We start from the raw sequence: 14,767 nt of genomic DNA on the forward strand, positions 1-14,767 counted from the left end.
CCGTGCCCGAGCCGCGGCTCACGCGAAAGTGGGCGACTCAGAACAATCGGAGCGCGCACCGCGGCCCGAGACACTGCCAAACTCGCCGACTCAGAATCCGGTCCCCAAAGAGGCGGAACCGGCGCGACATTCTGGGTTCTGAGAATCCGGCCTCGCGGGAATCTCGCGAACGTCCGCGAGGAACTGGCCGCGGATCCGCAGCGACGGAGTCACGGCCCGGAGAGTCCGGGTTTGGAACGGGGAGAGCGCCGGCGTGTCAGAATCGGCCTGTGTTTGAACTGGTCCTGCCGGAGTCGCAGATCGTGCGAGACTCGGCGCGAAGACAAAGTGGATTCGGACCCCGGTTGGGCGATCAGAGACCGATCAACAACGTCCAGATTGGCACAAACTGGCAGGAAATGGCAACTCAGGGGAGTTGCAGAGTGTGATGAAATGTCCAGAAATGTCGGGATCGGTGGGGTGGAGGGTGGCAGATTTGTCATGTGTGTCTACGCACAAAAGGCGCATAAAGGGTTGTCATAAAGCAGGTTACAGCACGATCGATCTGCAATGCAAGACACGATACAGGTGGAGAAGTGCGGCACGGCCACGAGATACATGGGAACCTGCGGCCGCTCAGGCCTTGGCACACACCCATGCCACCACTCATGGCGTTGCCGTTTCGCCTTCTAGGCATTTGGTCCGTCGAATGGGATTCCGAGTGAACCTCGCTCGCACGATACAAATGAAAGGGCTGGTGTCATTCGGTTCCCGGCAACGATCAGCCGACGCGTCGAAAGAAAGATCGGAAGCCCCGCCCCAGAGCGCGCAGGGCCAGAAAGGTGAGCACCGCATTGACCGAAACGCCGTATGTCGCGCCCGTAGCGAATGGGTACCACCGGAACGGTGGTCCGCAGGTATCGTGTGCTGGGAACACGCTTTCGTTCGACGACGGTCGCTACCGGACACGCTTGAGTCGAAGGCTGTTCAGCACCACACTCACGCTGCTGAAGGCCATCGCAGCGCTCGCGATCATCGGCGAGAGCAACCACCCGGTAAGCGGATAGAGCACGCCCGCCGCGACGGGGATGCCCACCACGTTGTAGATGAACGCCCAGAAGAGGTTCTGACGAATCGTCCGCATCGTCGCGTGCGAGAGGGCGATCGCCTGCGGCACCGCGCGGAGATCGCCCCGCATGAGCGTGATGTCCGCCGACTCCATCGCGACGTCCGTCCCCGTACCGACAGCGAGCCCGACGTCCGCCCGCGCGAGCGCCGGCGCATCGTTGATGCCGTCGCCCACCATGCCCACGACATGGCCCTCCTCCTGCAGCGATCGAACCTTGTCGGCCTTGTCCTTCGGCAGCACCTCGGCAAAGACCTGATCGACCCCCACCTGCGACGCCACGGCCTCCGCCGTGAGCCGGTTGTCGCCGGTCATCATCACCACCCGCAGCCCCAGCCCGCGCATCGTCTCGACCGCCTCCTTTGACTCCGGCCGGATCGTGTCAGCGACAGCCACGATCCCCGCCTCACGCCCATCGATCGCAACAAACATCGGCGTGCGCCCCATCGCCGCCAGTTCCGCGCCCTTGTCCGCGAGGGTGATCGCGATACCGCGCTGTTCGAGCAGCGCCGCCTTGCCCACGAGCAGCCGCTTCCCATCCACGCTCGCCTCGACACCATGCCCGACGATCGCGCCAAACTCCGTGGGCTCGACCAGTCGCGCGCCCCGGGCAGTCGCCTCGCGCACGATCGCCGCGGCGAGCGGGTGCTCGCTGTGACGCTCCGCCGAGGCCGCCAGCCGCAGAAGTTCCTCAGCGTCAACGCCCGAGTTCGCGGCAGGGACGACATCCGTCACCGCGGGCCTCCCGTGTGTGATCGTCCCCGTCTTATCGAACACGATCGCGGTCAGTTTGTGCGCAGTCTCCAGGGCTTCGCCGTCCTTGATGAGGATGCCTTGCTCGGCCCCGCGTCCCGTGCCGACCACGATCGCCGTTGGCGTTGCCAATCCGAGCGCGCACGGGCACGCGATGATGAGCACCGACACCGCCGTGACCAGAGCCATGCTCAACCGGGAGTCTGGTGGCGACACGTACCACCACACGATGAAGGTCGCCAGAGCGATGCCGATCACGATGGGCACGAAGACGCCGCTGATCCTGTCGGCAAGGCGGGCGATCGGGGCCTTGCTCCCCTGGGCCTCCTGCACCAGCCGCACGATCTGCTGGAGTGCGGAGTCGGCCCCCACCTTGGTCGCGATGAGCCGCAGGGCTCCGGTCGTGTTCATCGTCGCGCCAAAAACGCTGTCGCCGGCCTTCTTCTCGATGGGCAAGCTCTCGCCGGTCAGCATCGACTCATCGACCGCCGACTGCCCGCTCTCGACCGTGCCGTCCACGGGGATCTTCTCGCCGGGCCGCACCAGCACGCGGTCACCGACCACAACGGCCTCGATCGGCACGTCGCCCTCGACGCCGTCCCGCAGCACCCGGGCGGTCTTGGGTTGCAGGCCGATCAGCCGCTTGATCGCTGCGGTGGTTCGGCCGGAGGCCCGGGCCTCGAAGTACTTGCCCAGAAGGATGAGCACGATGATGACCGCGGCGGCTTCGAAATAGACGGGCACCATGTGCGTCCCGCCCGTTACGTCTGCGGCGTGCGCAACGTGTGCCGCTCCGCCCGCCCCCGCAGCGCCGCCCGCCACACCCGCGAAGAACGACGGCCAGACCGTCGCCGCCAGCGAGTAGACGTACGCCGCGCCCGTGCCCATCGCGACCAGCGTGTCCATGTTCGCGCTGAAATGCCGGAGACCCTTCCAGGCCGAGCGGAAGAACTGCCACCCGCACCAGAAGAGCACGGGCGTGGTCAGCGCGAGCTGGAGCCAGTTGATCCAGGGAACATTGAACGCGTCGATCGTGCCGTGCGACATCGCGATGACAAGCACCGGCAGCGAAAGGGTCGCCCCAACGATGATCTTGACCAGCAGGCGCTGTGCCTCGGCCTCGCCCACGCTCATGTGGGCCGAATGGTCGTCTCCGCCAGCCGCCGCATGCTGCCCGTGGGCGTGTGGCCGAAGCCGTGTCGAGTCCGTCTCGCGCAACATCGCCGCGTGATCGTGGCCGCTCTGTCCATGCGGTGCTCGAGGGCCGGCAGATCGGGCCGCGGGCACGATCGCCCTGTACCCGATGTCGTCCACGGCCTTGGCCAGGGCCTCCGGGCCGGTAGCCACCGGATCGAACTTCACCGTTGCGACCTTGGTGGCGAAGTTGACACTCGCGGAGGTGACGCCGGGCTGCTTGGCCAGGCGTTTCTCGATGCGCATGGCGCACGAGGCGCACGTCATGCCCTCGATCGGCAGATCGCACCGCTCCGACACGGGCTGCCAAGGGTGCGATGGCGTGGAGCCGTGCGAGGTATCGCCGTGCGCGGGCGCGCGGTCATCGCCAGCGTTCTTGGTAGTCATGGCTCTTGCCCTTGTGCGTTGACGCGTGGCGCACCGTCGCGCTCAACGTGCGATCCTTCCGACCAGTTCAATCAGCTCCTCGACCATCGCGTCCTGCTGTTGCTTGTCGCCGTGCATGGCGCGGCTGGCGCAGTGCCCGAGGTGGTTCCTCAGCAGGTTCTTCGCCACGGATCGCAGCGACTCCTGCACCGCCGCGCACTGCTGGATGATGTCCGCGCAGTAGCGGTCCTCCTCGATCATCGCGGCGATGCCGCGGACCTGGCCCTCGATGCGCCTGAGGTGCCGGAGGTTGGCGGCCTTGAGACCGGCGTCGACGCCCGCGGCGTGCGCGCCGGGGCCGAACCCATCCAGCGTCGATGCTGTCACGTCTGTCGCCGCGCAGCCGCAGCAAGCGGCGGCCTTCGCGCCGGTCCCCGAAGCGCCGTCAGCAACGTGTCCGTTGCGGGATGGGCTCGCAGTCTCGCTCTTCGATCCGGACTTCTTGCGTCTCTTCATGACTGATCATCCTTCAGACAAAGACCCTCACAGGGACCCGGCGCATGCGCTCACTCAACCACAGCAGCCACGCCGGATGTTGCCGGGATTGCCCGAGTCACAGCACGCACTTTGGGTGGCCGTGCCATTTGAGGGGCTGGTCTCCCTGATTCGCACCGGATATCCCGCCTCCTCGACGGCCGCCAGTGCCGCCGCGACGCTCAGCCCATCGGGGGCTTCGATCTCCGCGTTGCCCACGGCGACCGAGCGGACAGTGACGCCGGGAACCCGTCCGAGCGCTCCGGAGACCGCCCGGACGCAGTGGCCGCAGCTCATGTCGTCGATGGCGAGGGTGTATCGAGCCGGCTGAGATTGGGTCGTCGTGGTCATGTGAAGCACCTGTTCAAATATACTCCCCCAGAGTATGTGATACAACTCTGATGCTCTCGTTCTTCCGACGTTTCACCGATTCGCTCATCCCAGCGCCCTTCGATGGACGCGTTCACATGCCGAACGACATCGAGTTCTCGGCCGGCGGGCGTCCCTCGGCGCCGCGGATGTCATGCCGCGAGCTGCCTGCGGCGGGCACGGCTCCATTTCCATTCCTCGACGGCACAGAAGACGCACGGCACGATGAACAGCGTGATGAGCGATACGGACATGCCGCCCATCATCGGGATGGCCATTGGCCGCATGACATCGGCACCTCTACCGGTCGCCCAGAAGATGGGCATGAGTCCAAAGAAGGTCGTAGCGGTAGTCATGAGGCACGGGCGGATGCGTTTGAGACCGGCCACGATCACGGCTTCACGGACTTCTCCGATGGAGTTGAATCGACCTCCTTTGAAGACCCCTTCGAGATAAGTCGAAACGACAACTCCGTCGTCGTCCACGACACCGAAGAGCGCCAAGAAGCCGACCCATACCGCCACCGAGAGGTTCACGCCCCAGAGCGCGAGCATGATAAACCCTCCGCACGCCGACACGAGCACGCCGAAGAAGATGATCGGGGCGATCCACCAGCGTGAGAAGCCGAGGTACAGCATCACGAACATGATGCCCAGCGTGATCGGAACGAGGATCTGCATCCGCTTGGTGGCTCGCACCTGGTTCTCGAACTGGCCGGACCACTCCCAGTAGGTGCCGGGCGGGAGCGTCAGCCGCCCGTCCTTGAGGGCCTGCTGGAGCACGCGCTCCGCGTCCTTCACAACCGAGACCTCGTCGCGGTCGCGCGTGTTCATCGTCACGTAGCCGACGAGCAGCCCCCGCTCGCCCTTTATCTCCTGCGGGCCCAGCACCGTTGAGATCGACACCAGTTGCGCGAGGGGCACCTGCGCTCCAGTGGAGGAGGGGACGTTGATCCGCTGAATCGCATCCATATCCTCGCGGAAGTCGCGGGCCAGCCGGACGCGGATCGGATAACGCTCGCGGCCCTCGACCGACTCCATGAGATTCATGCCGCCCAGCGCAACCTCGATCACATCCTGCACGTCGCGGATGTTGACGCCGTAGCGGGCAATCCGCTCTCGGTCGATCTCGATCTGGATGTAGGGCTTGCCGACGATGCGGTCGGCGACGATGTCCGTAGCGCCGGGCACCTCCCGAAGAAGCTGCTCGATCTGCAGGCCCACCCTCTCGATCTCGCGGAGATCACTCCCGTAGATCTTGACGCCCATCATCGCCCGGAAGCCCGTCTGCAGCATGACCAGCCGCGTCTGGATCGGCTGCAGCCAAGTGGGAAGCACGCCCGGGATCGCGGTCTTCTCCTGCAGTTCGGCGAGGATCTCCTGCTTGGTGATGCGACGCTCTTCCGGCCAGACCCAGGAAAGCGGCGTGCGGAGCGCAGCGGGCCAGTCGGAGAACACACGCTCGACGGGGCGTGTCCGCCACTGGCTCTCCGGCTTGAGGATCACGATGGACTCCATCATCCCGATCGGCGCGGGGTCCAGCGCGGACTCGGCCCGCCCAATCTTGCCGACCACGCTCTCGACCTCCGGCACGCTGGCGATGGCCAGGTCCTGCTTGCTGTTGACCTCGACCGCCTGCGAGAGCGATGCCTGCGGCAAGAGCGACGGCATGTAGAGCAGCGAGCCCTCATCCAGCGGCGGCATGAACTCACGTCCCAGGCCCGGGAGAATGCGGCCCTCCTTGAGCACGGCGAGGCCTGCGGCCGATTCGGCATCTCTCTCCGCAGGGTCCTGGCGACGCCACAGAAGCCGCGTGCGCTCGGAGCCGTCGGCCAGACCGATGCGCTGCCACCGGAGCTGGTCGAGCTCCATCAAGGGACGCGTCAGCTCCGAGTCGGGGTCGACGTACATGAGACGCTTGAGTTCGGGCGAGGCCGGCTCGTGCGCAAACGCGTTCACGCCCCACTCCAGCGGCGCGAGCGTGCGGTGGATGCCCAGCCAGACCGAGAGCCCGACGAAGAGGATGAGGACCGGAGCCACCAGGAACGACTTCTTGTGGTTGAGGATCCAGCGGAGCGTCGGGACGTATGCGCGGGCGATGACCCGCGACACCGGGTTCTGCTCCAGCGGCAGGAACTTCTCCCGCGTCATCCGGATCACGCACAGCGCGACGCCGATCCCCACCGCGGCCGCGACCAGCCAGCCGCGATCGGGCGCTCCCCCGAGACCCCACATGAACGCGAACTGAGTCGCGAACGCCGCCAGCACGCCCACTCCGGCGGCCAGGGCGAGCGTCGTGCGGAGCTTCCAGTTCACGGGCCGGAAGAGCAGGTAGCACAGGAACGGCACCACCGTGATGGCGAGGACGACCGATGACCCGATCGCGAAGGTCTTGGTGAACGCCAGCGGCTGGAACAGCTTCCCTTCCTGGTCGGTCAGGAAGAAGACCGGAATGAACGAGACGATCGTGTTCGTGACCGCCGTGATGATCGCGCCCCCGACCTCCGTCGCGCCCTCGTACACCAGCCCGAAGTGGCCCTTCTCCCGTCGTTCCTCGGGCGTCGCGCCCGCGATGCGGCGGTAGATGTTCTCCGTCATGATGATGCCCATGTCGGCGATGTCGCCGATGGCGATCGCGAGCCCGGCGAGCGACATGATGTTGCTGTCGACGCCGAACGCGTACATCAGGATGAACGAGCCGGCCAGAGCCAGAGGCAGCGTCGGGAGCACGGTTGCCGTCGAGCGCAGGTGCATGAGAAAGAACAGCACGACGAATCCCGCGATCAACGCCTCCTCGAACAGCGCCTCCTTGAGCGTGTCGATCGTCTCCTGCACGATGGTCGTGCGGTCGTAGAAAGGCACGAGTCGAACGGCCGACACCCGGCCGTCGGCCAGCGTCTTGCGGGGCAGGCCCGCCTCAAGCTGGGCGATCTTCTCGTTGACGCGCGCCACCACCTCACGGGGGTTCTCGCCGTAGCGCATCAGCACAACGCCGCCGACGGCCTCGACCCCGCCCTTGTCCAGCGCCCCACGCCGGAAGTCCGGGCCCAGCTGGACCGTCGCCACGCTCCGCAGATAGAGTGGCGTGCCGCCCTCTTGGCGGATCACCACCCGCTCGAGGTCCTCCACCGATTTGACGAACCCCAGGCCGCGGATGAAGTACTCAACGCCGCTCTGCTCAATGACCTTCGCGCCCACGTCGATGTTGCTCTTGCCGACGGCCTCGACGATCTCCATCATCGTCACGCGATGGGCCCGCATCTTGTCGGGGTGGATGTCGATCTGGTACTGCTTGACGAAGCCGCCGATGCTGGCCACCTCGCTCACCCCGGGCACGGTCTGGAGCTGGTAGCGGATGTACCAGTCCTGGATCGATCGCAACTCCGCAAGATCGAACCCTTCGCCCTCGACCGTGTACCAGTACACCTGACCGAGGGCCGTTGCGTCCGGCCCCAGCACCGGCGTCACGCCCTCCGGCAGACGCTGCTGAGCGACATTCATCCGTTCGAGCACGCGCGAACGCGCCCAGTAGTAGTCGACGCTGTCCTCAAAGATCACGAAGACCATCGAGAACCCGAAGCCGGACATGGAGCGGATCGCCTTCACGCCCGGCGTGCCGGTGAGGCTCGTCGTGAGCGGATAGGTGACCTGATCGTCCACGTCCTGCGGGCTCCGGCCCTCCCAGTCGGCGTAGACAATGACCTGCTTCTCGCCGATGTCCGGGATGGCGTCCACGGGCAGGCGCATGATCGCCCAGTACCCCGCAGCGCAGATGCCGAGCAGGATCAGCGTCATCAGGAACGTGTTCTTCATGCACCAGCGGATGATCACGTTGACCATGGGTGGCTCCTTCGCTCAGTGCTTGTGGCCGCCGGTGGGGGCAGGTGGTGGCGATGGAGAAGGCGCCGCGTCGGGCTGAGTCTGCGGCGCGTCGGACGCGGCCGCTCCGTGGTCGTGGCCCATCGTGGCGTGCAGACCGCCGGGGTAGAAGAGACTCGGGTGCCCCGTCACCTGGAACTGGCTGTCAATGAGGAAGTTGCCCCGCGTCACGACACGCTCGCCCGCGGAGACGCCAGACAGCACGGGGTAGTACGCGCCGGCCCTGGGCCCGAGCGTGAGCTGCCGCGGCTCGAACAAGCCCCGGGCCTTCTCCACGTAGACGATCCGCCGCGTCCCGGAATCAAGCACGGCCGCCACCGGCACCGCCAGCACGCCGCCGGTACCGCCCGACGCGCCCGCCTCCGCCGGCATCTCCTTGAGCTTCATCTTGCACACCGGGCAGCGCCCGGGCTGGTCGTAGGTCTTCTCGCCCTCGCACTTCATCGGGCAGAAGTACTTGGTCGCGAGTGAGGGCGTCTCGCCGGGTGCCGCCTCGTGCGCATGGGCGTCGGCCGCATGCGCCGACGCATCGCCGTGGACCTCCACCGGGTCGCCGGGGATCTGCTCCAGAGACATCTCGCAGATCGGGCACTCGCCGTCGGCCTCCCTGAGCACCTGCGGGTGCATCGGGCAGGTGTACTTGCCCTCGACGCCCGTCGGCGCGGCCCGGCCCTCGGCCGTCAGCGATGCTTCGATCGACGCGGTCACGAACATTCCCGGCTTGAGCGCGTGGTCCGTGTTGTCGATGTGGACGGGGATGCGCACGGTCCGGGACTGGTCGTTCACAATGGGCTGCACGAAGGTGACAAGCCCCTCGAAGGTGCGCCCCGGGATCGCTTCCGCCGACAGCCGCACCCTCTGGCCGTGCCGGATCCATGGCAGATCGAACTCGTACACCTCCAGGTAGACCCAGACCGAATCGAGGTTGGCGATCCGGTACAGGATGTCGCCGGCTCTGAAGGACGCCTTCTCGACGATCGCCTTCTCGATGACCGTGCCGCTGATCGGCGAGTAGAGCGTGACCCGGTCGGTGGTCTGTTTCTGTTCCACCAGAAGCGCGATCTGCTCATCGGTGAGCCCGAGCAGACGGAGCCGAGTCTTGGCGACGTTCACCAGCGCCTCGCCCGCGTCGCCCGCCTGCATCGCGATGAGGAGCTCCTGCTGTGCCACCAGCAGCTCGGGGCTGTAGACCTCGGCGAGGTGGTCGCCCTGGCGAATCGCAACGCCCGTGAAGTTGACAAACAACCGCTCCGCGTAGCCGTCCACGCGCGGCGTGATCGTTGCCAGCGAGGACTCGTTGTACTCGATGCGTCCGACCGCCCGCAGCTCGCGGGCCAGTGGCCGGCTCTCAACCGCAACCGTCTCCACGCTCGCCATAGCGAGCGCGTGCTCGGAGAGCTGGAGCGTGGGAGCTTCACCCGCCGCACCCGCCGCACCCGCCGTCGCCGCCGCCGCCGGGATCAACGGCATCTCGCAGATCGGGCAATCACCCGGCTGATCGAGACGCACCTGCGGGTGCATCGAGCAGGTGTAGGTCTGCTTGGCAGGAGCGGGTGCCGGGCCGGCCGGGGCTCCGCTGGCGGGTGGGGGCCGATGGCCGCCGCCACTCCCCAGCCAGTATCCGCCAGCCGCGGCAAGCACGGCAACGAGAAGGACCGACAAGATGATGGTGTTGCGCTTCATGGACGGGCCTCCTTCGGCTGCGCGCGGTCGGGAGTGCTGATGGGCAGGACCGGGGCTCCGTCCGGAGCCGATCCCGAGATGAGGAGTGAGATGGACGCAATCGCCAGCTCCCTCTGCGCTCTGGCCTCGATGGCGCTGAGCTCGAACTCGAGCAAGCGGCGCTGGGCATCGATCACGTCCAGAAACGTCGAACGACCGGTCACGTAGCCGGATCGGACCGCATCCAGCGACTGCTGCGCCTTCGGCAAGAGCGACGATCCGAACAACGCCTCGTTGCGCCCGCTCTCTCGGTACAAGTAGAGCAGGGAGGCAAGCTCGGCGGCGATGGCGATCTGCTCGGCGGAGAGCCGCGCCTCGGCGGACCGCTTATCCGCCTGCGCCGCGGCGATCTCGGCCTCGATCTTGTCGCGCCAGATCGGAAGTGTCATGCTGGCCGTCGGACGCCACATGATGGGATTCGCCTTCACATCGGCTTCGATACCGACCGTGAAGTCCGGTACCCGGCTTGTGCGGGCCAGATCGAGCATGGCCTCGCCGCGGCGCACATCGGCCTGCATCTGCCGCAGCACCGGGTTGCGCTCCGCCGCGATCTCCAGCACCGCGTCCGCGGACGGGGGCGACGCTCCGATTTCAAACGTGCCGGGGACGGGCACCGATGCATCCGCGGGTGAGTGACCGAGCGCGGCCCGGAACTCGGCCTCCAGCACGCCCCGCGAGTCCTCCAGGTTGGCGATCTGGTTGGAGAGCTGCTCGCGCTCGATCTGGGCTCGCAGAACGTCCTGGATCGTTCCGCGTCCGGCACCGAGCTGCTGCTCCGCCTGCGACTCGACGTCGCCGAGCAGAGCGAGCGCTTCGCGCTGCACTCGGATCGTGTCCTCAAGAAAGTGAAGGCGGATGTACGCCGACTTGGTGGCGTACGCAGCCCGGAGCACCTGGCTCTCAAAGCCGAAGTACCCCACCCGCGCCTCCGCCGCCGCCACATCACCGGCCGCTCGGAGCTTGCCGGGTCCCGGCAGGTCGAGCATGAGGCCGGGCATGACCGCATCCAGCACGTCGGTGATGTCGGCCTCGAAAGTCAGACGCGGGTCGGGCAGCGACCGCGCGGGCGTGATGCGCTCGACGGAGGCGGCCCACGCGTAGTACGCGGCCTCAACACGCGGGTTGTTGAGCATGGCGTATCGCAAGTAGTCCGCCAGCGGCGACGCGCTGCTGAGCGACGGCAGTTCGGGTTTTGCGTCCCCGGGTCGATAGGCAGACCGGACGCTCTCCAGGTTTGCCCTCGCCTCGCGTTCTGTGGCGATGGGCGTGCCACCGCAGCCTGCGAGCAGCGCTGCGGGAAGCAGCGTGGCCGTGAGCAAGCGCCTTTGGTGGGTGGTAAGTCTCATGGGTTACCTCACTTCTTGCCCGCGACGACCTCGTCTGAAGACCAGTGCATGTGGGCGACCTTGGGCGTGCCGCCATCATCCACGACGACCAGCGTGACCGCGGCGGATAGCTCACGCTTCTTCGAACCTTCGCCCGACGTGAGCGCCACGATCTGGCTGACGATGGTCGCCGCGCCGATCGAAGTCTCGGACTCAGTCACCGTTCGCCAGGCTGTCGCGCCGAAGGCCTTGAAGTCGGGCTTGAGGTGTTCCTCTCGGTATCGCTCCCAAGTGCCGGCGTCTCTCCCGTTCTGGAGCACGGCGGCCTTTCCTTCTCCCAAGAACATCCGGTCCATCGCAGCGGTGTCTCCGGCCGCTCTCGCGGCTTGGAACCGCCGCGCGAGATCGACCGCCGGGGTTGGCGGCGCGAGCTTCACGTACTTCGCGAGGAACGCGTCCTTCTCAGCGTCGGGCTTGGCGTCCCACTTCTTGTCGCAGCCTGGGCAGCAGAAACCGATCGAGTGCCCCCTCCACTGGCGCATCGGGGTCTCCGCGTCGATTTCCTCGCCCTGGATCGGGCAGCGGTCATTGGCCGCCTTGGCTGGTTGCGGGCTGGGCTGCGTCGACTTGGGAGCGTGATGGTCGTGGTGTCCGGGTTGGGCGGCGCCGGCCAGCAGAGTGCCAGCCGCGAGCAGTGCGGCGAGAGTGATGCTTGTGCGAATGAACATGTTGAACCTCCGTCAATCGGGGAATGAACAGGGAACGCGGGATCGCAAAGAGGGAGCTGAGATGTGGGCGCGAGGAGGCGTCCGGCGCAAGCGCCCCCGGGAGAAGCGTCGGAGGACGCTCCGGGGCAACGGCCGGACCTTGGATTGCTACACGATGAGCGCGCAGTGCATGCGCACCAGCGAAGTCAGAGATCGGTGATCCGCAGGAGGAAACTCTACATGCCCCCGGACCGGGTCCGGATGCCGGAGTTCGGGCCGTGGGGCCCATTCGAGAGCCGCGACAACAACCTGGGCCGGCAGTTCCAGGGCAGACTTCTCGACCGAGAGCATCTTCCCCCCGCTCTTGTCGCATGAGCAGTCCCGCTGCTGATCCGACGGGTCGTTCTGCGGCCCCGAGTGAGAGGCCCCGCTCCTGGTCGCCGAATTGTCCTGACAGCAACTGCGAGCGCGGGGGCCTTGGTCCTCTGTCGGGCTCGTCATAGCGAGAACAGGTCCATCATCTGAGTAGGAAGCCGCGCGGCGCGCCATATCCCCCGCCAGAAGCGTGCGCAAGTTGCAGCAGCAGAACGGAATCGCCACCACCCAGAGGATGGCGACGATATTCCGGTAGTGGGCAAGACGTCGAATCATACTGCGGGGGAGTATACATCGCGCGTTTGGATCAGTCAATGCCCTTGACCAATGTGAGTGCGTCTTTGTTACGCAATTGTGCAGGGCTATCGCGTCGGATCCCTCGTCCATGAACGCAGGAATCGTGTTGCAGTATCCGGGGCTCCGAACGGGTGCATCGAAGGCTCCCACGACCAGGTATGAGACGGCACGCGGAAGCGAGATCTGAGGCTCCGATCGACTGGGCGGCAACCTCAGCCAGCCGGTCGACAGGAGCATCCCGCCGGTCCGATCCAGCGGCTGGGTGGGTGAGAGCGACGCGCTCATGCTGATGCAAGAGTGGATTCACTCACGCCCTCGCAATCTCCCTCCACGCCGGATGATCCTCGTCGTTCAGGAGGCACAGCATCCGCTGCCCGTAGGACTCCTGCCGCCCATCTCAGAACAGCGGCGCATCCGGATCGCTGACCCAGAACTTGCCCAGCCACCCTCACCATCTTGCGATGTTCTTCCAGATCCGCGGATTGTCATCGTAGAGCAGTCTCGCCATCCGCTGTTCGGGTGTTTCCGCGTTGGCTCTGCGGCGGGCAAGGGCATCCAGATCGGTGACGTAGCAGACCGGCTGGCGCACGACCTCGACGGCCAGCGCGAGCGCATCCGGCCCGTCGTCGTGGGCCGCGAAGGGGAACTGGATCAGCTGCTCCATCAGCTTCCGATGCTTGCGGCTGAAACGCAGCGTGCCATTGACCACCAGCGGCTGCAGACTCTGGATGCGTCCGAGCTTGTCTGACGTGTGCGTGATCTTCCGAACCGGAAGGCAAAGCCCGGCGGTGTTGCTTCGCCGCGTCAGCTCGTCGGCCAGGAAGTGCTGGAACTGGTTCGTCTCGATGCCGACATGCGTGAAGCTGCGACGCTTCCCCAGTTCAATGAGGTGCTCAATCGTCGAGTTGGGTGTGCGCTTCGTGATGTCGGCTTCGAGGACGTAGAGGACGCCCGTCGCCTTGTCCCGTACCACCACGATGATCGCCGTGTCGTCGTTGTGCCGCCCGAGGCGGCCGAGACTCGGGTCGCACGCGGCGTAGAACGCGAGCGGCCCTCGCAGGGAGACCAGCAGCTCGGCCTCGCCGATGTGGTGGTCGTCCCAGAAGACCAGGTCGCGCTCTCGGAAGATCGCACGCTCGGGATCGACGGGGTGGTTCTGCTTCTCGGCGTCGAAGCTCGCCTGCCCCTCGATCAGGCGCATGATCATCAACTGTTCGTAGCTCTCGCGCTCGGGCCACAGGACCCTCGTGCCAGCGAGCATCGCGTCTCGGTTCGTGTGGAAGAACTGTTCGGCGGCGGCAGGACCCGAGGGCGCATCCTCCACAAGGCCCGTGTAGATCGATCGCCACTGCTCCCAGAGCGGTTCATTGTCGGCCATCTGCTCGATGGCGCGGTAGATGCGGCTCTGCCATCCCGGGCTCCGGTGCGTGTCCGTCAGCGTCGCGAGGAGTGAATCATGGTGCAGGATGGTGCCGACCACGAGCACGTTCGTCATGGCGTCACCGGCCTTCAAGAGCGTGCCGTTGAACCAGTGCGCGAGCTGCTCCCGCTGCTCGGGGCTGCGCACCATCGTCTCGTTCTCGATGTCGTCGGCGACGATCAGCCCGGGCCGGGCCTGGTTGTGGCGTCGGCCGCGGATCTTGGTGCCGGAGCCGAGGGCCGAGACCTTGACGCCGTTGCCGGTGACGATCTCGTTCCGCCGCCAGACCTGCGGCCGGCGCGACGCGGGCGGCACCAGGCACGCATCCGGGAAGTCCTCCCGGAGCCGTGGGTTGTTCTCCAGTTGCTCGCGGACCGATGCGAGATGGCCCACGGCCTGATCCTGCGAGTCGCAGACGAGGAGGATGTAGTCCTCCAGTTTGAAGACGATGCACCAGAGAATGGTCGCGAGTGTGACGACCGTGCTCTTGGCGTGGCCGCGTGGCGCGGCGATCGCCACGCGTGCTCCCCGTCGCTCCGACGCCTGCACAATCAGTTCTCCCATCTCGATGTGCATGCGCGAGAATGGCTGCTGCGCGTAGCTCGGGAGGTAGATGCGTAGGAACTCGATCGGCGAGAGCCGAGCCCGCTCGCAGCGGACTCTTGAGACCCGCATGGCCGCGGACTCTGCTACGGAACGAGCGTCGCCGGCGCGCTGCGGGT

The 14,767-nt window shown here is 66.3% G+C and carries 8 protein-coding genes; all 8 read right to left on the reverse strand.

Going from position 1 to position 14,767, the window contains the following annotated elements:
* Window positions 1–937 precede the first annotated feature (937 nt).
* The 8 genes from KF838_00480 to terL all read right to left on the reverse strand — a co-directional run bounded on the left by KF838_00480 (window position 938) and on the right by terL (window position 14,720).
* Window positions 938–3,439, reverse strand: a complete 2,502-nt coding sequence (locus KF838_00480; protein QYK48343.1) for a copper-translocating P-type ATPase — start codon at window positions 3,437–3,439, stop codon at window positions 938–940.
* Between the two features lie 42 nt (window positions 3,440–3,481).
* A complete protein-coding gene (locus tag KF838_00485; GenBank protein QYK48344.1) occupies window positions 3,482–3,934 on the reverse strand; it encodes a metal-sensitive transcriptional regulator in 453 nt (150 codons plus the stop codon).
* Between the two features lie 54 nt (window positions 3,935–3,988).
* Window positions 3,989–4,303 (reverse strand): cation transporter, encoded by a 315-nt coding sequence (locus KF838_00490; protein ID QYK48345.1) that lies wholly within the window; start codon window positions 4,301–4,303, stop codon window positions 3,989–3,991.
* A 170-nt stretch (window positions 4,304–4,473) separates the two neighbouring features.
* Entirely contained in the window at window positions 4,474–8,160 is a 3,687-nt protein-coding gene (locus KF838_00495) for an efflux RND transporter permease subunit (protein ID QYK48346.1), read from the reverse strand.
* 15 nt (window positions 8,161–8,175) lie between these two features.
* A complete protein-coding gene (locus KF838_00500; GenBank protein QYK48347.1) occupies window positions 8,176–9,882 on the reverse strand; it encodes an efflux RND transporter periplasmic adaptor subunit in 1,707 nt (568 codons plus the stop codon).
* Window positions 9,879–11,267 (reverse strand): TolC family protein, encoded by a 1,389-nt coding sequence (locus KF838_00505; GenBank protein ID QYK48348.1) that lies wholly within the window; start codon window positions 11,265–11,267, stop codon window positions 9,879–9,881. The genes KF838_00500 and KF838_00505 overlap by 4 nt, the downstream gene beginning before the upstream one ends.
* An 8-nt stretch (window positions 11,268–11,275) precedes the next feature.
* Window positions 11,276–11,974 (reverse strand): hypothetical protein, encoded by a 699-nt coding sequence (locus tag KF838_00510; GenBank protein ID QYK48349.1) that lies wholly within the window; start codon window positions 11,972–11,974, stop codon window positions 11,276–11,278.
* Window positions 11,975–13,073: 1,099 nt separating this feature from the next.
* Complete coding sequence (terL, locus tag KF838_00515; GenBank protein ID QYK48350.1) at window positions 13,074–14,720, reverse strand: phage terminase large subunit; 1,647 nt, start codon at window positions 14,718–14,720, stop codon at window positions 13,074–13,076.
* Window positions 14,721–14,767 lie beyond the last annotated feature (47 nt).

Source organism: Phycisphaeraceae bacterium (assembly GCA_019454185.1).
GTDB lineage: Bacteria > Planctomycetota > Phycisphaerae > Phycisphaerales > UBA1924 > JAHBWV01.